The organism is Rhodococcus sp. W8901 (assembly GCF_013348805.1).
In the GTDB taxonomy this organism is placed as follows: Bacteria; Actinomycetota; Actinomycetes; order Mycobacteriales; family Mycobacteriaceae; genus Prescottella.
Genome location: NZ_CP054690.1, coordinates 2812214 through 2837351 on the forward strand (window position 1 = coordinate 2812214; position 25138 = coordinate 2837351).

Annotated in this window: 29 protein-coding genes and 2 pseudogenes; 13 read left to right on the forward strand and 18 right to left on the reverse strand. The window is 66.3% G+C overall.

Going from position 1 to position 25138, the window contains the following annotated elements:
- Positions 1-18 precede the first annotated feature (18 nt).
- The 4 genes from HUN07_RS13305 to HUN07_RS13320 all read right to left on the reverse strand — a co-directional run bounded on the left by HUN07_RS13305 (position 19) and on the right by HUN07_RS13320 (position 3669).
- Positions 19-990 (reverse strand): ATP-dependent DNA ligase, encoded by a 972-nt coding sequence (locus tag HUN07_RS13305; protein ID WP_254622926.1) that lies wholly within the window; start codon positions 988-990, stop codon positions 19-21.
- Between the two features lie 445 nt (positions 991-1435).
- Positions 1436-2326, reverse strand: coding sequence for an alpha/beta fold hydrolase (locus HUN07_RS13310; protein ID WP_114723121.1), 891 nt, complete (start codon positions 2324-2326; stop codon positions 1436-1438).
- A gap of 49 nt (positions 2327-2375) precedes the next feature.
- Positions 2376-2939 carry a TetR/AcrR family transcriptional regulator gene (locus HUN07_RS13315; RefSeq protein WP_254622927.1) on the reverse strand — a complete coding sequence of 188 codons (564 nt, stop codon included), beginning with the start codon at positions 2937-2939 and terminating at the stop codon, positions 2376-2378.
- A gap of 400 nt (positions 2940-3339) precedes the next feature.
- Complete coding sequence (locus HUN07_RS13320) at positions 3340-3669, reverse strand: DUF2029 domain-containing protein (protein WP_114723123.1); 330 nt, start codon at positions 3667-3669, stop codon at positions 3340-3342.
- 113 nt (positions 3670-3782) lie between these two features.
- Between HUN07_RS13320 and HUN07_RS13325 the strand changes: the two genes are divergently transcribed.
- Positions 3783-4073, forward strand: a complete 291-nt coding sequence (locus HUN07_RS13325; protein ID WP_174910188.1) for a hypothetical protein — start codon at positions 3783-3785, stop codon at positions 4071-4073.
- A gap of 102 nt (positions 4074-4175) precedes the next feature.
- On the opposite strand, the gene HUN07_RS13330 is transcribed toward HUN07_RS13325, so the two are convergent.
- Positions 4176-4541, reverse strand: coding sequence for a hypothetical protein (locus HUN07_RS13330; RefSeq protein WP_174910189.1), 366 nt, complete (start codon positions 4539-4541; stop codon positions 4176-4178).
- A 536-nt stretch (positions 4542-5077) separates the two neighbouring features.
- Between HUN07_RS13330 and HUN07_RS13335 the strand changes: the two genes are divergently transcribed.
- From HUN07_RS13335 to HUN07_RS13365, 7 genes are all read left to right on the forward strand, one after another.
- A complete protein-coding gene (locus HUN07_RS13335; protein ID WP_174910191.1) occupies positions 5078-5647 on the forward strand; it encodes an RNA polymerase sigma factor in 570 nt (189 codons plus the stop codon).
- Complete coding sequence (locus HUN07_RS13340; protein ID WP_174910193.1) at positions 5644-6411, forward strand: hypothetical protein; 768 nt, start codon at positions 5644-5646, stop codon at positions 6409-6411. Before HUN07_RS13335 ends, HUN07_RS13340 begins: the two co-directional genes overlap by 4 nt.
- Positions 6412-6613: 202 nt before the next feature.
- Positions 6614-6946, forward strand: a complete 333-nt coding sequence (locus HUN07_RS13345) for a hypothetical protein (RefSeq protein WP_174910195.1) — start codon at positions 6614-6616, stop codon at positions 6944-6946.
- A gap of 271 nt (positions 6947-7217) precedes the next feature.
- Positions 7218-7757: an RNA polymerase sigma factor gene (locus HUN07_RS13350; protein WP_174910197.1), complete on the forward strand. Its 540-nt coding sequence runs from the start codon at positions 7218-7220 to the stop codon at positions 7755-7757.
- 347 nt (positions 7758-8104) lie between these two features.
- Positions 8105-8815: a hypothetical protein gene (locus HUN07_RS13355; RefSeq protein ID WP_174910198.1), complete on the forward strand. Its 711-nt coding sequence runs from the start codon at positions 8105-8107 to the stop codon at positions 8813-8815.
- Between the two features lie 301 nt (positions 8816-9116).
- On the forward strand, positions 9117-9716 hold the full coding sequence (locus HUN07_RS13360) for a hypothetical protein (RefSeq protein WP_114723131.1): 600 nt from the start codon (positions 9117-9119) through the stop codon (positions 9714-9716).
- On the forward strand, positions 9713-10033 hold the full coding sequence (locus tag HUN07_RS13365) for a winged helix-turn-helix domain-containing protein (protein WP_174910200.1): 321 nt from the start codon (positions 9713-9715) through the stop codon (positions 10031-10033). Before HUN07_RS13360 ends, HUN07_RS13365 begins: the two co-directional genes overlap by 4 nt.
- Before the next feature lie 209 nt (positions 10034-10242).
- On the opposite strand, the gene HUN07_RS13370 is transcribed toward HUN07_RS13365, so the two are convergent.
- From HUN07_RS13370 to lepB, 4 genes are all read right to left on the reverse strand, one after another.
- Positions 10243-10929, reverse strand: coding sequence for a hypothetical protein (locus HUN07_RS13370; protein WP_174910201.1), 687 nt, complete (start codon positions 10927-10929; stop codon positions 10243-10245).
- Positions 10926-11282: a PadR family transcriptional regulator gene (locus HUN07_RS13375; protein ID WP_114723148.1), complete on the reverse strand. Its 357-nt coding sequence runs from the start codon at positions 11280-11282 to the stop codon at positions 10926-10928. Before HUN07_RS13375 ends, HUN07_RS13370 begins: the two co-directional genes overlap by 4 nt.
- 272 nt (positions 11283-11554) lie before the next feature.
- A complete protein-coding gene (locus HUN07_RS13380; RefSeq protein ID WP_174910203.1) occupies positions 11555-11857 on the reverse strand; it encodes a hypothetical protein in 303 nt (100 codons plus the stop codon).
- Positions 11858-11966: 109 nt separating this feature from the next.
- Entirely contained in the window at positions 11967-12767 is an 801-nt protein-coding gene (gene lepB / locus HUN07_RS13385; protein ID WP_174910205.1) for a signal peptidase I, read from the reverse strand.
- A 432-nt stretch (positions 12768-13199) separates the two neighbouring features.
- Between lepB and HUN07_RS13390 the strand changes: the two are divergent.
- The 3 genes and pseudogenes from HUN07_RS13390 (at position 13200) to HUN07_RS13400 (ending at position 16153) form a co-directional block, all read left to right on the forward strand.
- Positions 13200-14309, forward strand: a pseudogene (locus HUN07_RS13390) (IS30 family transposase).
- Positions 14310-14584: 275 nt separating this feature from the next.
- On the forward strand, positions 14585-15070 hold the full coding sequence (locus tag HUN07_RS13395) for a MarR family winged helix-turn-helix transcriptional regulator (RefSeq protein WP_114722327.1): 486 nt from the start codon (positions 14585-14587) through the stop codon (positions 15068-15070).
- Between the two features lie 786 nt (positions 15071-15856).
- Positions 15857-16153 carry a hypothetical protein gene (locus HUN07_RS13400; protein ID WP_174910207.1) on the forward strand — a complete coding sequence of 99 codons (297 nt, stop codon included), beginning with the start codon at positions 15857-15859 and terminating at the stop codon, positions 16151-16153.
- Between the two features lie 109 nt (positions 16154-16262).
- Here the strand turns inward: HUN07_RS13400 and HUN07_RS13405 are convergent, their stop codons facing one another.
- Entirely contained in the window at positions 16263-17366 is a 1104-nt protein-coding gene (locus HUN07_RS13405) for a DNA alkylation repair protein (protein ID WP_174910209.1), read from the reverse strand.
- A 32-nt stretch (positions 17367-17398) separates the two neighbouring features.
- Positions 17399-17692, reverse strand: coding sequence for a hypothetical protein (locus HUN07_RS13410; protein ID WP_114722451.1), 294 nt, complete (start codon positions 17690-17692; stop codon positions 17399-17401).
- Positions 17693-17787: 95 nt separating this feature from the next.
- Here HUN07_RS13410 and HUN07_RS13415 point away from each other — a divergent pair, with 95 nt between their 5' ends.
- Entirely contained in the window at positions 17788-18342 is a 555-nt protein-coding gene (locus HUN07_RS13415; protein WP_217487201.1) for an ABATE domain-containing protein, read from the forward strand.
- Here HUN07_RS13415 and HUN07_RS13420 read toward each other — a convergent pair.
- The 4 genes and pseudogenes from HUN07_RS13420 to HUN07_RS13435 all read right to left on the reverse strand — a co-directional run.
- Positions 18295-18645, reverse strand: a pseudogene (locus HUN07_RS13420) (integrase core domain-containing protein); the annotation flags it as partial. The gene HUN07_RS13415 and the pseudogene HUN07_RS13420 overlap by 48 nt on opposite strands.
- Positions 18646-18883: 238 nt before the next feature.
- Positions 18884-19714 (reverse strand): CPBP family intramembrane glutamic endopeptidase, encoded by an 831-nt coding sequence (locus HUN07_RS13425; RefSeq protein ID WP_254622928.1) that lies wholly within the window; start codon positions 19712-19714, stop codon positions 18884-18886.
- A 58-nt stretch (positions 19715-19772) separates the two neighbouring features.
- Positions 19773-20459 (reverse strand): sterol desaturase family protein, encoded by a 687-nt coding sequence (locus tag HUN07_RS13430; protein ID WP_174910211.1) that lies wholly within the window; start codon positions 20457-20459, stop codon positions 19773-19775.
- On the reverse strand, positions 20456-21190 hold the full coding sequence (locus HUN07_RS13435) for a FadR/GntR family transcriptional regulator (protein ID WP_174910213.1): 735 nt from the start codon (positions 21188-21190) through the stop codon (positions 20456-20458). The genes HUN07_RS13430 and HUN07_RS13435 overlap by 4 nt, the downstream gene beginning before the upstream one ends.
- 248 nt (positions 21191-21438) lie before the next feature.
- On the opposite strand from HUN07_RS13435, the gene HUN07_RS13440 reads away from it, so the two are divergent.
- Positions 21439-21810, forward strand: coding sequence for a helix-turn-helix domain-containing protein (locus tag HUN07_RS13440; RefSeq protein ID WP_174910215.1), 372 nt, complete (start codon positions 21439-21441; stop codon positions 21808-21810).
- Here the strand turns inward: HUN07_RS13440 and cobJ are convergent.
- From cobJ to cobG, 3 genes are read right to left on the reverse strand one after another with little or no spacing between them, the layout of a single operon-like run.
- On the reverse strand, positions 21785-23275 hold the full coding sequence (cobJ, locus tag HUN07_RS13445) for a precorrin-3B C(17)-methyltransferase (protein ID WP_174914697.1): 1491 nt from the start codon (positions 23273-23275) through the stop codon (positions 21785-21787). The two genes, HUN07_RS13440 and cobJ, sit on opposite strands and share 26 nt — an antisense overlap.
- Before the next feature lie 8 nt (positions 23276-23283).
- Complete coding sequence (locus HUN07_RS13450; RefSeq protein WP_114722337.1) at positions 23284-23910, reverse strand: precorrin-8X methylmutase; 627 nt, start codon at positions 23908-23910, stop codon at positions 23284-23286.
- A gap of 19 nt (positions 23911-23929) precedes the next feature.
- On the reverse strand, positions 23930-25066 hold the full coding sequence (cobG, locus tag HUN07_RS13455) for a precorrin-3B synthase (RefSeq protein ID WP_174910217.1): 1137 nt from the start codon (positions 25064-25066) through the stop codon (positions 23930-23932).
- Between the last annotated feature and the right edge of the window lie 72 nt (positions 25067-25138).

The window sequence follows — 25138 nt, forward strand, 5'->3', positions numbered from 1 at the left end:
ACAAGACCTCCGCTGTACTCAACTTCTCCGCCACCCCGTACTCCTCGACCAGCCGACTTCACCATGATTACAGGGCGGCCCCGGGGCCGTTGGATGGCGGGGCAGCGGCCACAACGGTTCCCGCGGAGTCGCGACACGGGTCTCGCACTTGGCCGGGACGTTGACTTGCCCGACACGACGACGAACGGCTGTCGGCCAGTCGGCCCGAACAATTGACCTGTTCGACGCCTTGGGAAGTATCGGCCAAACGAGAGTAGACGCCGAATTCCGCACGTTTGTACATCCCGTATTACCAATGTCGTCGTACGCGCCGAGCAGCAGCGACCCGACCCCGTCTCGGGCGGCCCCGGTGCCGTCGACCCAGCCGCAAATGACTCCTTCGGTGTTGCGCCGCAGCGGAGTCTTCACCCAGGTCGGAGCCCGCCTACCGGGCCGGTACGTCGAGTCGGCCCGTTTCGCGACCACACCCTCGAGGTGGTGCTCGCGGGCCAGCGCGAGCATCCGGTCGCCGTCGACACCGGTCCAGAACGGCGGCACCTGCACCCTCCGCCCCGTCAGCGCGAGGCCGTCGAGTAGCGCACGGCGCTCGGGATACGGCAGGCCCGTCGTCGATTCCCCGTCGAGCGCCAGGACGTCGAAAACGTAGTAGGTGACGGGAAAGGCGTTGCGCAGCTGCATCGTCGGCCGCAACACGTGCATCCGGCGCTGCAGCCGGCTGAACGATGGCCGGCCCTTCTCATCCAGGGCGACGACTTCACCGTCCTGGATCACGTCGTGGCCGTCGACGGCGTCGGCGATTGGGCCGGTCAGTTCCGGGAACGCTGTGGTGATGTCGTTGCCGTTGCGGCTGAACAACCGGACCGCACCGTCGCGATCCTCGGTGACGGCGCGCTGGCCGTCCCACTTCATCTCGAACGCCCACCCCTCACCGACCGGCGGCCGACCGAGAGTGGCCAGCATCGGTGTCGGTGGTGTCGCGGAGACAGCCATAGCCAGATAGTGCGCGCCCAACCGGTCGCGCGACGCCGAACGGTGACGACACTCTGGAGCGCCTGTGACCTGGCTCATCCGATAACGTTCTCAGTTGGTTCTTGTTAGTGGCACAGCATGCCGGAGTTGGTGCGGGTTCGTTCCTGAGTGTGAGGCTCTCTTCAGTCCGTTTCAGCCGGTCGCGGTGAATCTCAGTCTGCTTGTGGGGCTACGTGGGATTCCTTCAAATTCTGGTCGTTTTGACGTGTAGCTTGCGAAATCCGCGTCTTCATGACGGAATCCGCTACTCGATTGCAGGCGACACAAGTTCTCCGCGCCTCGGGGATCGTGGGGTACCCCCGCATCATCGCTGCGGGGGTGATGCCGCCACGACGTACGGCGGGATCTTCTCCAGGCGCGTGGTGATTGAGTTACAGGCTCGGAGTCCGAAGGTGCTTATCGGGACTCAGGCGGGTGGACGTTCCAGCAAGTCCTGGATGAAGGCGGCCACTTCTTCCGGCTTCTCCTCTGCCATGAAGTGTCCAGCGTCGATCGGTTGGTACGTGGCGGCCGGTGCCCACTGCTGCCACAGGGCCAGGGCGTCGAACCCCAGCTGTGATCCCCAGTCCTGGGAGATCACGCCCACAGGCATCGCCAACTGGGCGCCGGCTTTTCGGTCGGTTCGGTCCATCTCGAGGTCGATACTGGCCGTGGCCCGGTAGTCGGCGACGATCGACGGCACGGCCCGCGAGGAGCTGGCGACGTAGTGGCTGCGCACGTCCGGCGGGAAGGTCGTCCCGTCGGTGTCCCACGCGTCGAGGAAAGTCCCGAAGAAGTCGTCGGCGACGGCCTCGATCATCCTCTCCGGCAGGCCTTTCGGCTGCGCCATCAGGTAGAGGTGCCATGCGACCGCGGCATCGACGCCGTGCAGCACGTCCCAAGTGTCCATCGTCGGCAGCACGTCCAGGATGCCCAAATGGGAGACAGTCTCCGGGTGGTCCAGAGCGGCCCGGACACCGACGAGAGCACCGCGGTCGTGACCGATCAGGCTGAACCGGTCGTGACCAATGCCGCGCACGACGCTGACGATGTCGTGCGCCATCGTTCGCTTCGAATAGGTCTCAGGGCTTGCTTCCTCGGGTTTGTCGCTCGCGCCGTAGCCCCGCAGGTCGGGCACGATCACCAGATGCCGCTCGGACAGCCGCCGGGCGACGTGACGCCACATGAGGTGTGTCTGCGGGAAGCCGTGAAGCAGGACGACGGGATCGCCGCTGCCGCCGACGGCGACGTTCAGCTCGATGCCTCCCTCACCGGAAATCCGGTGGTAGTCGAAGCCGTCGATGGTCAGGTCCGTCATGGGCACACCTTTCGGGTATGTGAATGGATGAGGGGCTCGCCTGCCTCGGTCACGAGAAGATGGCGCGGGCGGGTGGCTCTGAGTTCGTCGCGCTCGCCCGGAGGGCGGGGACGAGGATGTGGTCAACCAGGTGGGCCAGATAATCGGGGCCGGTAGGAAGCCCGTTCAGCCTGCGCAGGAGCAGCACCGATCCGGTGATCTCCTCATACGGGAACGGCTGGGCGCTCTCCGCGAGTTCGCCCCGTCCGATGGCCGCGGCGAGCACCGACGTCGGGAGCTTCGCGCCGGTCGGCCCGGTCGCCTCCTCGATGTGGCTGCACAGATCCGGATCCTCGAGGCCGGCCTGGAGCAGCATCAGACTCATCGATCCGTCCGCCGCGCGCATCGTGGCGTCGAGCCGCTCGCAAAGCGCGAGCAGGTCTCCGCGGAGGGATCCCGTGTCGATCGCGGAGCCGGATCCGCCGGACGCAGGGCCGGCCTTCACCGCCGCGACGACCATCTCGCGTTTCGTCTCCCAACGCCGGTACAACGTCGCCTTCGACGCCTGGGCGCGGCGTGCGACCGCCTCAAATGTCAACGCGTCGTAGCCGACCTCGCCAAGGAGCTCCAGCACGCACGCGAGGATCTCGCCCTCACGTGCGTGGTCACGCGGTCGTCCGGGGCGAACCTCCGCCTCGGTGTTCCTGCTACTCCTATTTCGATACGGCACGTTTCGTACCGTATCAGTTTGCCCCCGCTACTGCAGATAGACCTCAAACCCGTCCGGAACCTGGCAGGAATCGGTCATTTCCCGTCGAACCCGTACGAGTTCAACGGGATGGAGGTCTAGGAATCGTCGAACCCGCACGATTTTGAAGATCGGCGACCGAGTTCGCATTTACCCAGGTGGCGCGTCAGTTCGCAGCATCATCGGCGACGACGGAGACGGACGCCTTCTGATCGAATCCGTCGAAGATGCGCCAGGGAAGTACCCCTTCCCGATGAAGCCTGAGGAACTGATCCCAGCCGAGTAGTCAATCACGCCCGGCCCGCGAAGCCGAGGAACAGCGCAGCGCCCACCACCGGACCGTCGTGGCCACGAGCGCGACCACGCCAAGCCCGGCCACGACCAGGCCGACACGGTTCGCATCGTCGCATCCCGACACGTAGACGAAGTCAACGACACCACCGTCGGGTAGTGACGCGTCAGGAGAATCCGAATAGCTACCGAAAGTGGTCATGGCCCCGTCCATGCACTCCGAATAGGCCCGCGTCTCCTGACGATCGAATACGAGTGCGCCGACAACCACGACGACAGCCACCGCCGCGAGGCCTGCGAGCAGGTTGCGCGTCTTCGGAGTCACTGGGCGATTCTCACACGAGGTCAGTTCGCTGCTCGGCGCGGCTTCGTGGCGATGCCGGCGGCGCTAGTCTTCTCACCGTGATGGGGGAGAGGTCGACAGGAAATTGGTCATCGATGCTGGTCGGTATCACGACCGGGTCACTGACGGCGCTGCTGCTCAACCTGCTCGCCATCAGGGCGCTACGCGACGTGTGGGAGGTCGACCCGCACCCGTCGGCGGGCGCGATGTACTGGGTGTGCTTGTTCCTCCCACTCGTCTCGGGCATCGCGGTTGCCGCAGCGATCGGGCTTCTTCATCGGCCCGCTCGCCCCGCGGCCATGGCCTTCCTCACCACCTACGTGGTGGTCGGGGCAGGAATGGTCGCACTGCAGAACTTCCTGGACACCTTCGCTGACCACATGTGAGCCGGCCCCGCTGTCACGCCGTCGATCACCACCCGCATGTCCGCACGTGCGAGCTGGCGAACCGTAGCCCCGCATCCCACCCCCGACTGCGAAGAGTGCACGTCACGGGTGGGATGCAGGCAAGTCCACTTCGGATTCTTTGGCGCGGTAGCCGAGCCAGATCCACAGCGATGATGCGGCGACGATCAGGCCGGCAATGGCCAGTGCTGATGGGCCCCATTCGATGATGAGGTCGGAGGTGTGGGTGCCTGTGGCTGGGTAGGTCTGTTCACAGCGGGAAGCGACGAGGACGACCCAGGCTTTGCTGGAGATCGCGGGAGTTGCCACCACGCTGTCAGCGCCGGGCGGGATTGCTGACGGGGGGATCGGCTGCGAGATGCACACTTCGATCGGGGCGTTGATGAAGAACGCAGCAATATAGACGACGAGGCCGGCGGCGATGCCGAGCAGTGCGAGCGCCTTACGCATGTGATGACTCCCCCTTGGTGGTTCGTGCCGCGGTCCGACACGCTGCTGCTGACCGACGTGGTAGGTCGCTCCGTCACCCCGAGTTGTAGACACGACGTGTCCGGGCGCAGGGTGTGTCTAGTTGATGCGCAGGTTGATGTAGAACATCACGGCCACGAAGGTAAGGATGGGAACGCTCCAGGCCAGGCGCGCTCGCTGATAGCGGATCCAGGTTCGGATGGTCTCCGTGAAAGTCATTCCCCGCCAAGTCGGTTGCTGCATGTTTCCCCCTCGAGTGCGCCCGCTCGTCACCGTATCAAGCGCCGGGCGAACGATGTTCTGCCGTCAACCTCTGTGCCAGCTCCCGGATCGATCGACGTCGTCGTCGACATGTCGATTGTCTTCTCGGGCGGCGCGGGACTTGCCCGCGCGGACCACCCTTCGCCAAGTATCCGGACCTGTGGTCTTTGACCAATCGCCGAGTGTTGGTGAGCGCAGCCGGCAGCCGATGTCGGCGGCGGCCGTAAGAATCGGCACGCGGCCGGACACTACTTGGTATGGGAGAGGAACAGCCGGGTTCACCGGCACCGGGGGATGTCGTGCGGTTCACCGCACTGTGGGGCGACTATGTCGGGCGGGTGTCCGCGTATGCCTGCCGACACGTGGACCACCACACCGCACAGGAGGTGGTGTCCGAGACGTTCATGGTCGCGTGGCGACGGCTACCGGAGGTCCCTGAAAAGGCGCTGCCCTGGCTGCTAGGGGTCGCACGCAACATAGTGTCCAATCACCGCCGCGGTGACCGCCGACGCGACGCGTTGACCGAGAAGGTGGCCCGCATGGAACACGTCGCGATGTCGACGCCGGGCGCCGACATCGCCGTCACCGACCGAGCCGAAGTACTCGAGGCCCTGGCAACCCTGACCTCGACGGAGCGTGAGGCCCTGCTCCTGACCGCGTGGGACGGATTGAGCGCCACCGAGGCCGCCCACGTCATGGGCTGTTCCGTCCCGGCCATGCACGTGCGGCTGTTTCGCGCCCGACGACGTTTGCAGACCGGACCCGGCACCGAATCCACCGCCCCAATCCCTCTGCGGGCCACCACCGAACCGAGGAGCATCCGATGACGAAGGACCTGTTGAAGACCCTCGAAGCCATGCGACCCGACACCGGAGCCGACCGACTGTGGCCGCAGCATGTGCAGGCCGCCGAACAGGCCCGCATCATGGCGACCACCTCCGCGCCGACGGCTCCCGCGGTGCGGTCCAGGCGGGTCGGTGCGGTGGCTCTGACGGCGGCGCTGTTCGCGGTGGGCGCCCTCGGCGCGTGCGCGGCCGCCGCCACCGGGCTGATGCCGAAGGCGTTCACCGACCACTACTACTTCTGGAAAGAAGCGGCACCGGAGCCGGGGGCGACCGCGGTGGACCCGGCCACCGCCGAGCGGATCGCCTCCATCCCCGGACCGGACGGCACCGTATTCAGCGTTTTCGAGGCCCGCGGTGCCGGCAGCCAGCGGTGCGTGACCTCGGTGTTCGAGAGCGCCGCCGGGGCCGCGGACCCCGGCCCGTCGGAGTTCACTGACCTGGGTAGCCGGTGCAGGCATGACGGTGAAGGCGGATTCGGCGACGGCGCCGGCACGATGGTCGCGACCTTCGGCGACGGTGGCAGCGAGGTGCTTCCGAAGGAACTCGTCTACGACGCAGTAGCAGGAACTGCGGTGCGCGCCGAACTGTGCACGAGCACAGGGCAGGTGCTGCCCACGATCCTCGCGGACGGCAGCTTCTTCGGCTGGTTCCCGAAACCAGAGCCTGGCAGCCCCCGCCCCGTCCTGACCGGATACGCGGCGGACGGGACCGTCGTCGGCAGCATCGAGATCGGACCGAACTTCTAGACCCGTACCGACTTGCGCCGCCATTAGCGATCGAGGACGATCTTCCGTCGGAAAGACGGTCACGGACTACTGGTGTGACGCGCAGGCTGGCGCCCCCGCCTAGCGGACCGAAGCGTCCTCGACCGGCAAACGGGCTGGCCGGTAGGTACGGTGCGTGGGATTCACCAATCCATTGCAGCAGAGGGGAAGTTCTGTGATGTCAATGAAGAAGTCTCTCGGGGTGGTGGCTGCGGCCGCGATGCTGGCCATCGGGTTCGCTCCGGCGAACGCCGCATCGAGCGAGTCGGCGCCGGCCGCACCGGACACGAGTGCGGCCGCCATCGAGAAGGCGATGGCGAAGGCCAACGACCCGAACTCGGTTCTGCTGGAAAGGCTTTCGAATGAAGACCGCGAACTCTTGAAGTCGTCGAAAGTGAAGTCGGTGCTTATCGATGCGAACACTGGTGCGGTGCTCAGTGTTGGTGAGGGCGACTTCGTGCCTGAGGGAGCGGCGCCTGGATCGCTTGAAGCGAGGTCTGTGGTCCCGGGAGCGTGATGGGGACTGCCGCCGCGGCCAACTGAATGGCACAGATAGGTGAACCAGCCACGGCCAGACACGGTTGTTCGCAGCCGCGGCCGGCACACCACAGCTTTGACCCAGGAAACGACTTGACCACCCGCGCCCGCCACGGAGACCGCGTCGTGCAGTCTGGCACGAGGGGCGAACGCTGCCAGATCAGGGTTGTTTTGATGAGTTTCGCCATGCTCGGTAATTTCCGCCGTTCCCGCGCCGTTACCTGGTGACGAGTGTCGGTGGAGGGGAATGGATGGGCACAGATGAGGCGCGATTCACTGAGTTATACAGGCAGTTGTATCGCCGGGTGTGGGCGTACGCCGCCAGGCGTGCACCGGACCAGATTGCGCAGGAAGCGACCGACGAAGCATTCCTGATCGCGTGGAAGAAGCTGGACCAGCTTCCAACCGACCCACTACCTTGGCTGTTGGTAGCCACCGGGCATGCGCTCTCCGAACATCGGCGGCGAGAATACAAACAGCTCACGCTGATCGAATGGGCGACTTCAGGGTCACTGTTGTCGCCACCGACCGCGCCCGGCGCCGATGATGCGGCGTTGGAACGTCTGAGTGTGCTCGCAGCACTTCAGGCTCTGCCCGAGCAAGACCGCGAAACGTTGATGTTGACGGTATGGGACGGCCTGAGTTACCGGCAGTCCGCCGAAGCGGTTGGGTGCAGCACAACAGCGTTCGCCGTCCGTCACCACCGCGCACGCCGCCGCCTCTCTGCGGCGCTGGCAATTCAGGATTCTTCCGGCACACCTTCGATCCAGATGGAAAGGGATGCGACATGAGCGACAAACGATCAGCGATCGACAGAATGGAACGCCAGAATCCCGTTCCCTCGAGCTCGAATCTCGAGCCTCCGGTGGGTGGCGTGGAGCAGATACTCGCCCACAGCCGGGACCGATCGAAGTCGAATCATGATGCCCGACGGCCGTACCGCCCGCTCCTGACCGCGGCCAGCGTTGTCCTGGTTGTCGGGGCGATAGTAGGCACAGTCCTGGTTGTCGGGGATCGATCAGGAACAACCGCTCCGGGATCGCCGCCGGCTGCATCGTTCGCGCTTCCCCCCACCGACTCCGACCTGGCCGTGTTGCCCCCTCCGACCGCTCCGGAGGGGGCAACACCCACGGCGCCGTTGCTGCACTTCGTTGCCTACACCCAGCCGGTCTCAGCCAAGGACCTTCTACTTCATCTGGCCGACCAAGCACGTCAACAGCCACCTGCCAGAGGCACCGGACCCTACGAGTTCATACAGACTCGAAGGTGGTTTCTGTCGAGCGATCAGACAACGGACGGAACCGTCCTCGGTTGGGGCACCGCGGTCGTCGACCGCGAACAATGGGGTGCCGAAGACGGGTTGGGGCAGATCGTCGACACCGAGAATGGTGTAGCTCGATCCGCCAACATCGGTCCCGCCCGTTTGCCCGGTGATCAGATCGGCTCCGACGAATCCTCGGCCCAGGTGCTTCGAGAGCGACTTCTCCACGAGGGGGACGGCCGAAGCGCGCCGCAGTGGTTCAACGCGTTCACCGACACCTGGACAACGCGCATCGTTCCTCCGAACCTGCAAGCGGCCTTCCTCAGCATCCTTGCCGAGCAGCAGGACATCGCGGTACTCGGTGCGGTCACTGATCGCGTCGGCCGCCATGGCGTAGCCGTCAGCACCGAAACCCACGAACGTCGACTGGTCCTCGTCTTCGATGAGACGACCGGAGCATTGCTGGACTACGAGCAGATCGCACTGACTCCCACCGCAGCGTCAGTCCCAGTCGCACTGCCCTCCACAGTGGGCTACACCGTCTGGCTCGACCACGGGTATGTCGACTCTGTGGGAAATCGTCCCTGACAATCCGCCCGGCGAACAGTTGCTCGACTCGACAACAAGATCATGTTTCCGCAGCAAATCTATTCTCATTCGTCACCCTGCGCCAACCACGAGTGAGGAGGGCGCCCGCTCGCGCGTGCGATTACCGACGCCGCCGATTGACTTCCATGGTTTGTGATGCAAACCTAAACCGGGGTTTGCATCACAAACCGAAAGGAACCGGGGGATCGCCATGGACCGCTCAGCTGAGACGTCGCGTGAGGTATTAGCCGAGGTCAAGGCGGTTGGGCGTCGAACCAGAGCAGCTCGCCCGCACAACTGGGTGGCGCTGGCGGTCTTGGCGGTGGTCGTGGTCGCGGCGATGCCGCTCTACATACAGCGCCCCTTCGGCGCGCAGTGGTCGGGCTCCTCGCAGCTCAGCAGGCTCTCCGGGTTCGGGCAGCTGGAGCACCCCACCGCCGCTGCGGCCTATTGGCTGGTCGTACTACCGGTGGCGTATGCGGTGATCGCCGTCTACCTGGTCCGGCGCGGATCGTCTTCCGGAGTTCGGGTGCGGGCGTCATACGTCACCGTCTGCGGACTGGTCCTGTTCTTGGTGTTGGTGGCGGTAGTAGTGGTGGTGCCGCAGTTGCAGCTCCCATTGGGGAATCTGACGATCCGCGGGCTCACCCCGCTACTGGCGATCGCGGTGGGAGTCATGGTGTGGGGTGTACTCGGCCGGGATCTCACGATTCTCGGAATCGGCGCCCTCGCACTCGTCGTCAGCCTGGTGGCAAACCTGTACAACGTCGAGAACATGATCTTGGCACAGGGTGTCGACTTCGACTACCGGTACAACCTCCTGCTCAACCTGGCCTTGCCTGCCCTGGTTCTGTCGATCGGCGCAGTCGTTGTGGCCGTGCGGGATCGGGGCCCGCGATGACCCACCCCACCAACGACCTCGACGATGTTGTCCACCAACGAACCCGACTGGGTATTCTCGCCGTTCTCTCAGAAGCGGACTCGGTCGATTTCGTGTTCATTCGCCAGACCCTTGGACTGACTGCCGGCAATCTCTCTCGCCACCTCGCAGTCCTGTGCGATGCGCAGCTGATCGCGATCGACAAGAAGGAATCGTCAGGTAGGGCGCGGACGTGGGTGTCGATCACCAAACGTGGTCGGTCCGCATTCAAAGCTGAACTGGCGATCCTCAGGGGCCTTGTCGAGGCAGCGCAGCGGGGCACTACCGGAACTGCCTGACCCGACGTCGGCAGACCGATCGTGCGGAGGCCCTGGGGGGTTACGCCTCACCACCGGTTCGCGTCGCCACGACACATCTACTGTGACAGGCGCAGCCGTACCCGCCCTGAATCCGTCAACATGCCTTGGCGAGGCGCCTGTCGTCCTGCCCGACTCGACTGTGCACATGCCGTGCGCCCGATTGGATCGTCGCCGGTGTTGAGATGCAACTAGAGCGATTCAGGACCAGTGTCATTCATCGCTCGTACAGCTAGGTACCGGGCGAGCCCGACGGTGAGCACAAGTCCGACGATGACCAGTCCGGTAACCGCGACGAATACCGGGGTAGAGGTATTGAAGTCCCTCCACCAAGCGACAGCAACGCCTGCACCCGTACTGAGCGCGGCGCCGATTGGCAGGAGAGCAGCGAGCCAGCGCACGGTCGATGCAGCGCACGGGTCGCCGAAGTATCGAAGAGCGCCCCACACGCACAACAGCGCGCACAGAAATGCCAGGGCAGCACCGGAGGCGTAGAAGGACAAGACGAAGCGCAAACGCCCCGGATCGAACGAGCCCGACCAGCCGCGGAAACTAGCAACGAGGACGAGTAGAACGGCGGCGAGGCCGACGACGATTCCTGCAAGGGCGGAGGGGACAACAAGCCCCAAACGCAGAGCGCGGCCGCACATTCCGCGCTCGTGCGCCCACGATCGGAGCATCTGGTCACTGTCTTCACCCAGGATCGAGGTCGGGCTGTGGCCATCTTGGTACGCGCCTCTGAGTTCGGTCTCGAGTTCGGTGAGCAGTAGCTGTCGATCGGTCCGGTGGACGCCGGCGCGTCGCCAGAGGCGGTTGGCCTGCCGGATGACGTCCGATCGTTCGGTGCTGTCGGCGCGCGCGGCGGTTGCGGAGGTCATGCGATTTCCGTTCTGTTGTCGGCCTGGGTCTCGGACTGTAAAAGGGAAGTGACACTGGAGGAGACGGCGAGCCACTCTGTGGTACCGCTGGCGAGCACATCGACACCGTCGTCACTGAGCGCGTAGTACTTTCGTGGCGGTCCGGACGCCGAGGGGCGCATCTTCGAGACGACGAGGCCGGCCTTCTCGAGTCGCGCCAGCAACGGATACGTGGAGCCGCCCGAGACAAGAAGATCCTGCTCGGCCAACCGCTCGGTGAGTTCGTATCCGTACACCGGCCGCTCTCGCAGCAATGCCAGCAGGCAGAGGTCCAAGACTCCTCGAAGTACCAGGCTTCGTCGTTCCACACTCATGTTGAGCACGGTAGCGGTAAGTATCTTGCTTAGCAAGGCTGCTGGGGTAGAGCTTGGCGATGGCGGTGTCGTGATCCGAGTCGATACCGAAGTGGTTGGCTTTCCGTTGCTTCGGGCGCTCTAGAAAGGTGTTACTCGACGGCGTGGCAACCGGCGTCAGGTGGGTCGTCCGGCTGCGGGGTCCCAGCCGCGGGCGCGGCGTCGGCGATCAGGGTGCATTCGGTGTCAGAGCTGATCCGGATGGAGGCCCGGCCCGAAGTCGCCGTGCCGGGCTAGTGCTCCTCGGGTGTTGTCGGTGTGAGGTCGGATTCGGTGGCGGGGGCTGCCGTGATGTCGAGGATGGGGCCGCGTAGCTCCGGGGGATTGCTCTTGGTGATCAGGTCTTCCCCGAGCATCCTGGCCCAGCGCTCCGTTTTGCTCGGGACGAAGAGGCGGACCCGGGTCCGGCCTTCCGACTCCTCGGTGACGGAGGGCCGGAATCCGTCGTGCACGCCCTCCATGTAGTCGAGGTGGCCGGCGGTGACGCCGGTGTACGGGTAGGAGAGGTCAGCAGTGACCTTGTAGACGGGCGGCATGGTCCCTCCGGGGATTCGTCGTGTTCGGGGTGATGAGCGTGTGCCCACTGAACTGGGGTGTTGGCATGTCCCGTGGGGGAAACGTCCAAGTTCCTGGCATTCGCAACTGCTACTGCGGGTCGACCGCGTGGACCACACCCCACCGGGACGGCGGCAGAACGATGAGGCGGACTTTGCCGATGATGTCGGAAAGCGGAATCGTTCCTTGCAGTTCGTCGTCCAGATGGAATCGTGAGTCCTTGGAGTTCGCACGGTTGTCGCCCATCACCCACACGTTTCCTTCCGGAACAGTGATGGGGCCGAAGAACTTTCCCTGGCATGCGCTGTTGTTGCCGGGCATTGCGCGGTCGATGTAGGGCTCGGTCAACGGTTTTCCGTCGACCATCACGGCCGAATCGTCGGGTAGGCACTGCACTGTCTGCCCGCCCACTGCGATCACGCGCTTGACCAGATCGTTCTCGTCGGGAGGGACCAGTCCGACTAAGGAGCCCAGGTTCTCCGCGCCGCGAAGAAGGACGTTGCTCGAGCGTGTCGATTGGTAGTCCTCGCTCCATGACGGCGGGCCTTTGAACACCACGACGTCACCGGACTCGGGATCACCGAACCGATAGGACACCTTGTCCACCACGATTCGGTCGCCCGCGCACCCGGTGCAGCCGTGCAGCGCTGGTTCCATCGACTCCGACGGAATCAGATACACCCTGGCGAGGAAAGTCTGGAGCAGAAAGCTCAGTACCAGTGCGACAACCAGGAGAATCGGTAGCTCCCGCAGGAACGACCGCTGCTTCTTCGGTGGGCGGTCCGGACCGGTCGAGGAGTTCGGGTCGGCCTGTGTGTCATCGGAATCCGAGATTCCCCCTCCGAGCGCCCCGTGTTCACGGTTCGACTCGGAATCATCGTTTCCTGTCATGGTCGGCCAGGCTATAGGAGATGTACTCGTCAGCCGTCCTGATCGGTCGCTTGCTCCCACTCGAAGTGGACGGTGTCACCTGCTGTCAGGGACAGGAATCCCGTGCCGGCGATGGCGTTGAAGAACACCCAGCACCCGCTCGATGAGTCGATGACTCCTCAGCCTTCCAGGTCGTTCCATCCTGCACCGTTCCTGTCGTGTTGCTCATGGATCCGAAGTTGTCATCTCGGCTCGCAGTCTGGCCATGAGGATCGAAGTCCGGGCGGTCGCGGATGGTGCGTCGGCTCTGAGGTTCGATCCGGTCTGATGTGGGGGAGGCCCGGCCCGATGGACCCGGGCCGGGCCTCCGATCGCGTTCGCGCGGTACCGCTCGGCCCTGCGCACCCCTCTGACCGAGGAGCGGCGGGTCTACTTCAGCTCGTGCGGCAGGGTGTGAGCAACGCGGAGGCCTGCCGGATCGTCGGCATCAATCGCCGGACAGGTAAAAGGTGGCGTAATGGGCGTGCCCCGTCCGGTGTGACGGGCGGGGCTTCACCGGTCACTGCGGTGGCGCCTCCACCTGGTCCTTCCCGCTACCTGCGTGAAGCCGACCGCATCCATATCGCGGAGCGGTTGCGGGAGAAGGCCACGATCCGAGACATCGCGGCCGAGCTGGGGCGCAGCCCGTCGACGATCAGTCGGGAGATCCGCCGCAACAGGCATCCGATCAGCGGCCAGTACCGGCCGCACGCAGCCCAGGCCCGCGCTGATGCCCGCCGGCCCCGTCCCAAGATCGGCCGAACCCCCGAGCTACGGGAGTTCATCCAAACCCACCTCGATAAGCGGTGGAGTCCGGAGCAGATCTGCCAAGCCCTGCAGGCGGCCTTCCCCAGGCAACCGGAGATGCATGTTGCGCACGAGACGATCTACCAGGCCTTGCATGTCCAGGGGCGCGGAGGGTTGCGCCGAGAACCGGTCAAGGCTCTGAGTACCGGACGAGCCGGAAACCTCGCCGCCAGGCACAGAAGCGCCAATCCAGGTTCACCAGCCCGATGGTCATGATCAGCGACCGCCCCCGCCGAGGCCGAGGACCGGGCCGTGCCCGGCCATTGGGAAGGCGAATTGATCATCGGCAAGGACGGTGTGTCGGCCATCGGCGCCCTGGTCGAACGGGCCACGCGCTACGTGATGCTGGTGCATCTTCCCCGCGGACGCAGCGCCGACCTTATTCGGGATGCCTTGGTGGAAACCGTCACAACTCTGCCCCGCATCTGACTCGGTCGCTGACCTGGAATCAGGGCAGCGAGATGGGCGCCCACCACTCGTTCACGATCGCCACCGACATCCCTGCCTACTTCTGTGATCCCGCCAGCCCCTGGCGGCGAGGATCGAACGAGAACACAAACGGCCTACTGCAGCAGTAGTTCCCGAAAGGGCACTGACCTGTCCGTCCGCGGTCGAGAACACCTCGATACCGTCGCCGCCGAACTCAACGACCGCCCCCGCAAAACGCTCGGCTGGGACACACCGGCTGAGCGCCTGCGCAGACTGCTCGTCGTGTGATTCAAACCGACCCGGGTTGCGCCGACCGCTGGAATCCACCAGCCGGTTCGTGGGCGGCATGGCGGCGGGTTCCTTTCGGTCGAGGGGCCTCTCTCGACGAGTGGTCGATTTCCGAGACCCCCAGCGTCCGTCGAGTGCCCGGCATGCGAATAGTCCTCCGAGGGGTGGTGATAGCCACCCTTCTTTGCCAGTTGGAGCCGTGCGACGCCGCCAGCGAGCTGCCACGCCAGCTACAGGGGGGGGGGGAAGTAAGCCACCTGATAGTATGGCGGCTAATGAATACTTGGGTGGGCGTGAAGGAAGAGCTGTTGCTGTCTCGGATCGGCGCGGACGAGTTGGCGCGGCTGGTGATGACGCTGCTGACGACGGCGCGTCGGATCGATGCGGCGTGCGCCGAGCTCCTCGCTGGCCATGATCTGTCGGAGGGGCGACTGGCCGCGCTGCTGGCGGTCGGCGCGGAGCCGGGGATCACCCCTGGCTTGCTCGCTGATCGTCTTGATGTCACACGGGCAACGGTCACCGGACTGCTCGACGGCCTTGAACGCCGAGGGCTGGTCGCGAGGGACGGAAAGGCGGGTGATCGGCGCTCGCTCGCGCTCCATGTCACCGCACCGGGCGAACAGCTCGTCGCCACTCTCACCCCGATCTATGCGGACTGGTTACGTCAGCTCGGCGGAGGGATCAGCGCCGAGAATCGTGAGGTTGCGGCCCGCACGATGATCGCGATCCAGCGCAACCTCCGCAGCGGTGACGAAGGATGAACGGGCGCGGGGCGCGCCGGCGCGCCGGTATCGACGCTGACCACCTGACTGCGCTGAGCCAGGGGCGGGTGGCATCGCGCACGCTCGCCGAGGCCTTGGCCGTCGATCATGTAACCCTGCTCCACAGCGTCATCCCCGACGCGGACGTTGAGCTGCGTGCCGCCGTCGCAGAGGCGCAGTCGTTGGGCATCCTCAAACGGATGCAGCGCATCGGTGCCGCGCTCGGCCACTACTTGGACGTCGAAGGCTGGGTAGTGCTCGCCACACACCAGTCGGACACGGTCCGCGGCTGGGTGTGCTTCATGATCGCCGGCACAACCGGTCCCGACGTCGAGGGTCTTGGCGGCGATACGTCCGTTGGCCGACGACCCTCATTTCGCGGTACGCGAGTGGGCGTGGATGGCCGTGCGCCCGGCACTGGCCGCCGAATTGAACACGAGCATTCAGCTCCTCTCCGGATGGGCCGGCGACGGGTCCGAGCGCATACGGCGGTTCACGAGCGAAGCGCTACGGCCTCGCGGGGTTTGGGCTACGCACATCCCCGAGCTGAAAGAAGATCCCGGCCGGGGCCTGCCCATCCCCGAGCGGCTCCGCACCGACCCCTCCCGGTACGTGCAGGACTCGGTAGCGAACTGGATCAACGACGCCGCGAAGACCCAACCCGGACTGGGCCGGGCTCTCTGCGAGCAATGGCTCCACGCCGGAACGGGGGCCGCCACTGAACGCATCGCCACTCGAGCACTCCGATCCATCTAGATCCATACAAACGATTCAGAAAGGACGCTCATGTCCGTTATCGAGATCATCGAGTTCACCACCCACCCGAACGTCGAACGCCGGGACCTCGAGCACGCGCTGGAGGCGCTCGATCACGAGCTGCGCGCTATCGGCGGATTCCAGTCGCGCGACCTATACCGCGCGGCAGATGTCGATGACGGATGGATTCTCGACTACCGGTGGGACACGCTCACCACCGCGCAGACCTCGATGGGCATGGTCGCCGGCACAGATGCGCTCACCCATCTGATGACCCTCATCAACAAGCCCGAGACGATGAGAATGACCTACGGCACTCCCGAATAGATCACCGCCACAGCTTTCGCAGATCAGATCAACTGAACCCGGGGCAGTCCCAGCAGTCGGTCCATCCGGTCCGCGTCGGCTGTTGTGTCACGTCGAGGCGGACCGCCGATCAGGTACGACGCGGCCAATCGGCGGCGATGAGCTCGAACTGGGTCGCCAGGTGCGGCACACCGTTGACCTGCATCTGAAGGTAGTGCGTTCCTGGGTAGTAGCGCCTCGTCGTGATCGGCGCGAAGTTGTGGCGCCGGACGATCGACCACTCGGCTCCGGCCTCGAGGGTGCGCGACGAGAGTTTGAACACTTTCGCCACATGGGATCCGTTGGCCCGAAGGAGATGTACGGAATAGTCCACGAGGTACGCCGCCGGTCCGGGCCCTGTGTTCGTGATGGTGCAGCCGAACTCGAGGCTGTCGCCGATGGCCACGAACTCTGTGCGCACCACGGGTCCTGCGACGTGTACCGGTGTGTCGGCGGAGTACCCCAACAGCCCCAGAGCTCCTGGGTGCCCCTTCTTGACGAGCGTGCGCAGTCCGTGGCGGAGGACCCACGCGGTGGACGCGTCGGGAACGTGTGCCCATCGAGTGGCGACAGCGACGGCCAGGTCCGGGTGATCGTGGCTGATGTCGTTGAGGTGGTTGGCCACCGATCGCCGCACGTACTCGGAGTCGTCGCGATACAGGGCGTCGAGGATCGGCAGCGTCGGCCGGGGATCGGCGGTCAGGCCGGGAACCCGAACAGCCCACGGCAACCGGGGTCGAGTGGACTCGCTCGCGAGACGTCGCACATGGGCATCTGGATGGCGGGTCCAGGATTCGACCACGGAGAGTGTGCGATCCTGGGCGACCCGCAGGAAGGGGCGAACGGCCGTCTCCGCGGTCAGTCGCGGCGTCAGGTCAGCCAGGAGCCCGAGTGCGGGTTCGACGAACTCGATACCTCGCACAGCGACCGCCTCGGTAACCGGGAAGATCATCCAACCGGCGAATTCCTCGCCGTCGAGCGCCGTACGCAGTAGCGCAGCGAAAGAGCCGAAGTCCGCAGGGAGGTCGGCAAGCAGAGCGTCACGGATTGACTCGACACGCTCCGAGAATCGTCGACCGGACAGTTCGGTGCCGCACCCGCGCAGCCGCGGAACAGGACCCGCGTGCGCTCGTGTCAGACAGTCGGCCAGCTGCTTGACCGTCCGCGCGTTCAACAATTCGTCCGCTGTAGGCACGGCACCGAACTCCCCTCTTTCGTCTCCTGGACCTATGCGGTGTGCAGAACGGTCGCGTGCCGCATCTCGTGGACGTCACCGATCTCGCGGAAGAACTCCTGTGCGCGACCCTCCTCGGGCATCTCCCGCGCCGCGCGCTCGGCAGCTTCCGGCGAGGCCCAGATCAGAAAGTCCATCAGCGATCCGTCGTCGAATCGGGCGAGGTGGGCACCCAGGAAGTCGCTGCCGTAGCGCTCCTCGAGAACTGTCACCATCCGTCCGCGAGCCGCTACCAGGGCATCCGGGTCGGCGGCCTCGAATCGCACGTACTCGATTGTGTTGCTCACGCTCATCCTCCAAGCAGATTGTCACGGTTTTAGTGTCTCAAGACCGTGACAACGTATCACGGTTTTGTAGAGCTGAATCCGTTAGGATTGGACGGGTGATTCGTGACGTGGATGAGATGCCGTGGATCGGGGAAGGTCGCGCGCTCGACCTGGCGAACACCGTGATCGTGGGGGGGAGCCGCGGCGAGGACCTCGACTTCTTCACCGATCCCGCGCTGACTGCCCGGTGGCGGCAGCAGGTGTCGGACGATCGACTGGCCCGAATGCCACTGGAGCGACTGGTCGAGCTCCGCGCTGTCGTGCGAGAGGCTCTCGATGCTGCGCACAAATCGGAGCCGTTGCCGCCCCACCTGCGCGCACGGATCAACGGGCTAGCCGCCGATGCGCCGTTGGTGCTCGAGCTCGACGAGGCCGGCCTCCTCCGGCAAGTCGGACGCGGGGGCCCGGTCGACGCGGAACTCGCGAGAGAGACGTTGCAGCTCATAGCCGCGCCCGATACGTTCACCGTCCGCCGTTGCCCCGCACCCAGTTGCGGCATGTTCTTCGTTCCGCGCAGAAGGAACCAGGGCTGGTGCACCGAGCGATGCGGGTCCCGTGCCCGATCAACCCGTCGACATCGCAGAGGCGGGCGTGCGTCCGATGTGACCTAGGTGTAGTTCCCAGGGACGTTGTGCGATGGGCGACTTGCCGCCGATCCCGGTGTGGGGTCGGCGGTGATTATAGTGATGCACCCACTGTTGATAGGTCGCTGCGCGAGCCGCTTCGGAGGTGTAGGCGTTGCCGTAGGCCCATTCCGCGGCGAGGGTGCGGTTGAACCGTTCAACCTTGCCGTTGGTCTGCGGCCGGTACCGGCTGGTGCGCTTGTGGACGACCGGACCGAGAGCGACGGCGAAATCCTTTGACCGGTAGCAGGATCCGTTATCGGTGAGGACCCGTTTGGCGGTGATCTGGTGGGCAGCGGGAAGAAAGTGCTGGCGCGGTTCCCACCCGTTCGGATGTGGGGGCTTTATGCGGGTTGAACTGGGGTGATGGCATGTCCCGGGGTGGGGGCCGGCGTGTGGGGTGGGCGTGGTGCTCGAGCTCGGTGGGGTGTGTGGTCCTGGGGTGGTTCGGGGGCCGCCTGAGGTCGTTTTGAATTATGTTGTGGCACAACAATGGCCGGCCGCGGGATTGACGCGGCCGGCCGGGAGGTCAAGCTGCGGGCGCAGACTGGGCTGCTTCGACCTTGCCTCGGACGAGGAACACTGCGACGAAACCGAACACGACGAGCACGATCGTGATCAGTGCCGCGATCGCACTGCCGCTGTTGGAGGTGCCGACGGTGGTGTCCACGCCACCCGAGGACAGGAACGTCGTCGGATCGGTGAGGGCGTGAAGAACGATCGCAGCCCAGATGGTGCCGGTCACGCGCATCGTGAGGTACATGCACATGCCGAAGGCGAAGGTGTAGATCACGGTGGCACCGACGGTGGTCAGTTCCATCCCGGAGATGAGGTTCACCGTGTGCATCAGCGCGAACATCAACGACGAGATCGCCGCGACGAACTTCTCGCTGTGGCGGGCGTCCCGCAGGATCTGGACCACCAGTCCTCGGGTGGCCAGTTCCTCGGCAATGCCGACGCAGGCCCCCAACACGAACATTGCCGCGATCTGGCCGCCGGTCCACGAACGCCAGTCCGTCCCCGTCAGGTGCGCGATGATCGCGGCCACAACCAGCACGGGGCCGATCCACATCCAGCCGCGTCCGCGAATGGGTTGGGGCCCGAAGATCTTCCCGAGCAGGCCGAGCCGGACGGTGACGATCAACAGCGCGATGGCGCCGACCGCGATCGGCAAGGCCATAGCGAACAGGATGCTGGGCGCCGAACTCAGGACGTTGTCCGTGTCGATCTCGCCGGCGAAGATCGGCGTGATCAGCCACCCAACCAACAGGTAGAACACGAGGTAGGCCACGATCAGCCCGATTGCCATCCACGCACTGGGGCGTCGCCAGCCGACTGCTTCAACACGTTGTTGCGTCACCGGCTGATCGTAGACACCGCGGCCGCGGCGCGCTGACCGCGCCGCACCTCACACTTGGCTAGGAGCGCGCGCTGAATTCGATACCGTGCAGGTGCTTCGCGGTGGGCGATTTGGCGACGGAGTCGGGATCGGGTTCGGTGCCGAGCAGGCGGTCGGCGGTACCCGAGGTGGTGACCGTGAACCAGTAGTGCTCGTTGCGGTAGTGGTGGTTGCGGTGGTGGCGCCATGTCGATTTGTACAGCGCTGTTTTCGGCCGGTAGTCGGTGTGGATGAGGAAGTGCGTCCACTCGTAGATCATTCCGAGTGCCGTGATGACGGTGAGGAACGTCAGCCCGAGCTCGATCCGGGGCGCGACGAACACCGTGACCGCGAGCAGCAGCGGCACCAGCCACACGAACACCGGCGTGGGAATGAAGTCCAGCGGGATGTCGCGCGGATCGGTGTGGTGCGCCCGATGCTTGCGGGCGAGCAGCGGATCGACCGTGAGTCCGACGACACGACGTGGACGCCAGTGCAGTACGAAGACGTGGATGATCCACTCCAGCAACGGGAACAGCGCGAGCATCACCGCGGGTACGAGGGCGTCCGCCCAACTCCAGGCACCGACGATCAGGCGGGCCGTCAGCGCACCGACGAACAGGACGCCGATGATCCACGGGCTCGGGTGGCGGACGAACTCACGGACAGCGCCCCCGAGGGCGACGTTTCGCCCGAAGGCCGGCGAGTTCGTGCGGGTTGTGGTCACGAGTTCTCCTCGAAGTTGTCGCCGGCAAAGCCGAGAGCGTCAGCGATCAGCGCGGTGGCGGGTTCGAGCAGAGCGTGCGCGGCCTCGGAGGCCACGTCCGGTTCACGGCGACGGATCGCGTCGACGATGGCCCGGTAACGGTCGACCTCGTTCACCTCGGCCGCCATCACCACCGCGAGGGCGTCGAGCATCGGTTCGTACGACATGCGCAGTGTGTTGAACATCAGCCGGAAGGTGATCGAATCCGCGCCGTCGACCACCAGATCCCAGAAGTCCAGCGCCAGCCGCTGACGTCGCACCGGATCGGCGTCGGCCTCGAGCTCGTCGAGGACGGCGCCGAGCGAGGTCGCGAGATTGTCGCCGGCGCGTGTGGCCGCCAGCTCCGCGACCTTGGGGCCGTTCCACAACCTGGCCTCGAGGATGCTGCGCGCGACGGCGAGGTCGATCTCGCCGCCGCGGACCAGGAGCCGGGGGAGCAGATCCAGCCCGGCCCGTCGGCGCAGATCGGTGACGACGGTGGCCCCGCCCTGCCGGACGTCGACCAGTCCCATCGCGGCGATCCGGCTCACCGCCTCGCGGACCGCGGGACGCGAGACACCGAGGGCCTCCGCCATCCGCCGCTCGCTGAGCAGTTCCTCCCCGGGCGCCAACCGGCCGCCGACGACACCGTCCAGCAACTGCTCGAAGACGTCGTCGGGGATCGACCGACGACGCACCGGGGTGAGATCCATATCACAGACGCTAGGCGTCGGACATCAGGTGGTCAAGTGGTCAGACCAGCTCTTCGAGGTCGATCGGGTTGGTGGACAAGCGCTCGGAGAGCTTGACGGTGGACCGGTGTGGAGCTCAGCGGGAGTATCTGCCGGAATCGACCTCGCGCTGGCCCTCGTGGCGGCCGATCACGGCGACGATCTCGCCCGGCGCGTCGCCCAGTGGATGGTCGTCTATCTGCGCCGCCCCGGCGGCCAGCAGCAGTTCAGTGCCTACCTGGGCCCGCCGCGTCAACGTCTCCCCACGTCACCTCGCCCGGCTGTTCCGCGACGAGGCGGGAAGCACACCGGGGGCCGTGGTCGAACGTATGCGCATCCAGGCCGCGGTCGAACAGCTGGTTCACACCGACGCTCCGCTGCCGACGGTGGCGGCGAGGGCGGGTTTCGGATCCGTGGCGGGGCTCCACCGCAGCTTCGTCCGCCATCACGGTCTGAGTCCGGGCGAGTACCGCCGTCGGTTCACGGTCCGCCCGCTCGGTGCCGGGCAGCACAACGGATCGCGGCGCGTGATCGGGACGGGTACCCACCACGGTGGGTACCCGTCCCGACGTGGGCTCAGCCCGGGTAGTGCCGCGGCGTGAACACCGTTGTGCCGTGGGGGTTCTCCACGACCGTCGTCTGGGACGACCCGACGATCAACAGGCACCGCATGTCGACGGCCGCGGGATCGAGATCGGCGAGTCGCACGATCTTGATCGACTCCTGCGGCCCGGCGATGTCCCGCCCGATGATCACCGGGGTGTCGGGGGAGCGGTGCTCGAGCACCAGATCGCGCATCGCCGCGACCTGCCACGTGCGACTCTTCGACGCCGGGTTGTAGACCGCGAACGCCATGTCGGCACCCGCGACGGCGGAGATCCGCTCGGCGACCACGTCCCACGGCTTGAGTCGATCCGACAGCGAGATCATCGCGTAGTCGTGGCCCAGCGGGGCGCCGACCCGGCTCGCGACTGCGTTGGCGGCGGTCATGCCGGGCAGGATCCGGACGGGCACGTCGCGCCACTGCTCCTCGGCGGCCACCTCGAGCACCGCCGCGGCCATCGCGAACACGCCGGGATCGCCGGACGACACGACGACGACGCGTCCGCCCCGCTTGGCCATGTCCAGGGCCATCGCCGCGCGCTCGGCCTCGACGCGGTTGTCGCTCGCGTGCCGGCGCTGACCCGGGCGGACCGGGACCCGGTTGATGTAGGTGGTGTAGCCGACCAGGTCGGTGGCGCGGGCGAGTTCGCGGCGGACCTCCGGCGTCGTCCACTCCTGGTCGCCCGGGCCGAGTCCGACGACGACCACCTCGCCGGGCACCGGTGCGGTCTCTGCGCGGTTGTTCGACGGGCTCGGGACGATCGCGATCGAGAAGTAGGGGACGTCCGCGTCGGCGACCTCGTCGGCGGCGGCGACGCGCTGACGGTCGGTGCTCGCCCGCTCGACGTAGCGGGCCTCGTCGATCCGGCCGGAGTCCTTCAGTGCTTGGCGCACAGCGGGATACGTGCGGCCGAGCTTCATGATCGCGGCGGCGTCGGTGTCGCGGAGGCGTCGGGTCAGCTCCTCCTGCGGCAGCGTGCCGGGCAGGACGGTGAACACCTCCTCGCCCTCGACGAGCGGCTCGGCCAGGGCGGCGGACGCGGCGCTGAACGCGGTGACGCCCGGGATCACCTCGGCCTCGAACCGGTCGGCCAGACGCTTGTGCATGTGCATGTACGAGCTGTAGAACAGCGGGTCGCCGGCCGCGAGCAACGCAACGGTGCGTCCCGCCTCGAGGTGCCCGGCCAGGCGTGCGGCGGCCTGTTCGTAGAACTCGTCCATCGCACCCTGGTATCCGCCCGGGTGGTCGATCGTCTCGGTGGTGACCGGGTAGACGAGGTGCTCCTCGATCTGGCCGTCCCGCATGTACGGCGCCGCCACGCCGCGGGAGATGCTGCGGCCGTGCCGGGCGCTGTGGAACGCGATGACGTCGGCCTCACCGATCACCCGGGCGGCCTTGACCGTCACCAGTTCGGGGTCGCCGGGCCCGATGCCGACGCCCCACAGCTTGCCTGCCGCGCTCATGCTGTCCGTCACTCGATTTCGCTCGCAATCGCATTCAGCGCCGCGGCGGTGATCGCGCTGCCGCCGCGACGCCCGCGTACCACCAGGTACTCGAGGCCGGCGGGGTGCTCGATCAGCGCCTCCTTGGACTCGGCGGCCCCGATGAAGCCGACCGGTCCACCGACGATCGCGGCGGGACGCGGGGCGCCGGCCTCGATCATGTTCAGCAGGTGGAACAGCGCGGTCGGGGCGTTGCCGATCGCGACGACCGCACCTTCGAGCTTGGGTCCCCACAGTTCGAGCGCGGCGGCCGAGCGGGTGTTGTCGATTGCCTTGGCCAGCACCGGGACCCGCGGATCGTCGAGCATGCACAGCACGTCGTTGTCACGCGGCAGGCGCTTGCGGGTGACTCCGGCCGCGACCATCTTCGCGTCGCACAGGATCGGGGCGCCGCGGCGCAGGGCCTCGCGGGCGTCGGCGACCACGTTCGGGGTGAAGGCGACGTCGTCGACCAGATCGACCTGACCGCTCGCGTGGATCATCCGGACGACGGCCTGCGAGACGTCGGCGGGGAATCTGCCGAGGTCGGCTTCGGCCCGGATGGTGGCGAAGGACTGGCGGTAGATCTCCGCGCCGTCGCGAATGTAGTCGATCATGCGCCACACGATAGAGGCATCAGGAACACTCGTTTTCCACCCGGTAACCGTCGGGGCCGGAGACCACGTCTGTTACCTCGCCGCGCGGCCGCCCGCACTTGCGATCGCACCCGGACCAGTGCTGACGCCCGTCGGCGGGCAGGTCGTCGTTCTCGATCGCGGTGCGCGCGTCGGCCCGCACATCGGTGTGCGACTTGGCGCAGCCCGGCTGTCCCGCGCAGGCGCTGACCTGCAGATACGGCGAGTGCTCGTCGAAGATCAGGCCCATCGGCGCGAGCACCCGGACGACCTGTTCGGCGGCCCACTCGTCGAGGTCGGGCACGAGCAGCGAGCGCCACGGGGTGACGATGATCGGGCGCTCGACGGCCGCGAGGAACTCGGCGAGACGCGCGGGCAGCGTGCCGAACGCGAGACCGCCGCCGAGGGTGACGCGTCCGTCGGGCTGGTCGAGCCAGCCGATCGGCCCGCGCTCGACGGCTGCGGGCAGTTCGACCGGGTCGCCGTAACCCAGTCCGAGACGCTCCAGGATGCGCTCGGTGCCGCCGGGCACCTCGTTCAGCCGCCACGCGGAGTCGCGGATGTCGGCGAAGGTTCGTGCCGCCGCCAGCAGCACGCCGACCGCGTCGTCGCCCACCCGGGCGCCGGTGTCCTCGCCGGCGAGGATCAGCGCGAACCGTCCGTCGGGCCGCGCATGGAGACCGAAGTCGCCGCGCAGGCTCGACACGTCGCCGCGGCCGTCGTCGATCGTGAACAGCGTCCGACCCGGCAGGTCGGCCAGTGCCTGGTCGTCGCACAACCGGGTGTCGAGGTCGGTGACGAGATCGCGGACGTCGGCGTGGCCGCCGATCCGGCCGGACAGCGGGGACGCGAGGATGTTGCGGACCCGCTCGTGGGTGGTGGACGGCAGCAGGCCCGCGTCCGCGATCCGCCGGGCGAACTCGTTCGGGTCGGACACCGCGCGCAGCTGGACGTTGCCGCGGGAGGTCAGCTCGATCTCACCGTTGCCGATCTGGGTTGCCGCCTCGGCGAGCGTCTGGAGCTGGGCCGATGTGATGGTGCCGCCGGGTAGCCGGACGCGGGCGAGGGGACCGTCGGCGGCTTCGTGGACCTGGAGGGCACCCGGGCATCTGTCCGGGCCGGAGCGAGGGGATGGCACGCATCCAGGCTAGTCACGTGCGGGGGGCCGCCGGCAAACACTCGACCGGTAGCATCATGCGCGACCGCGGCA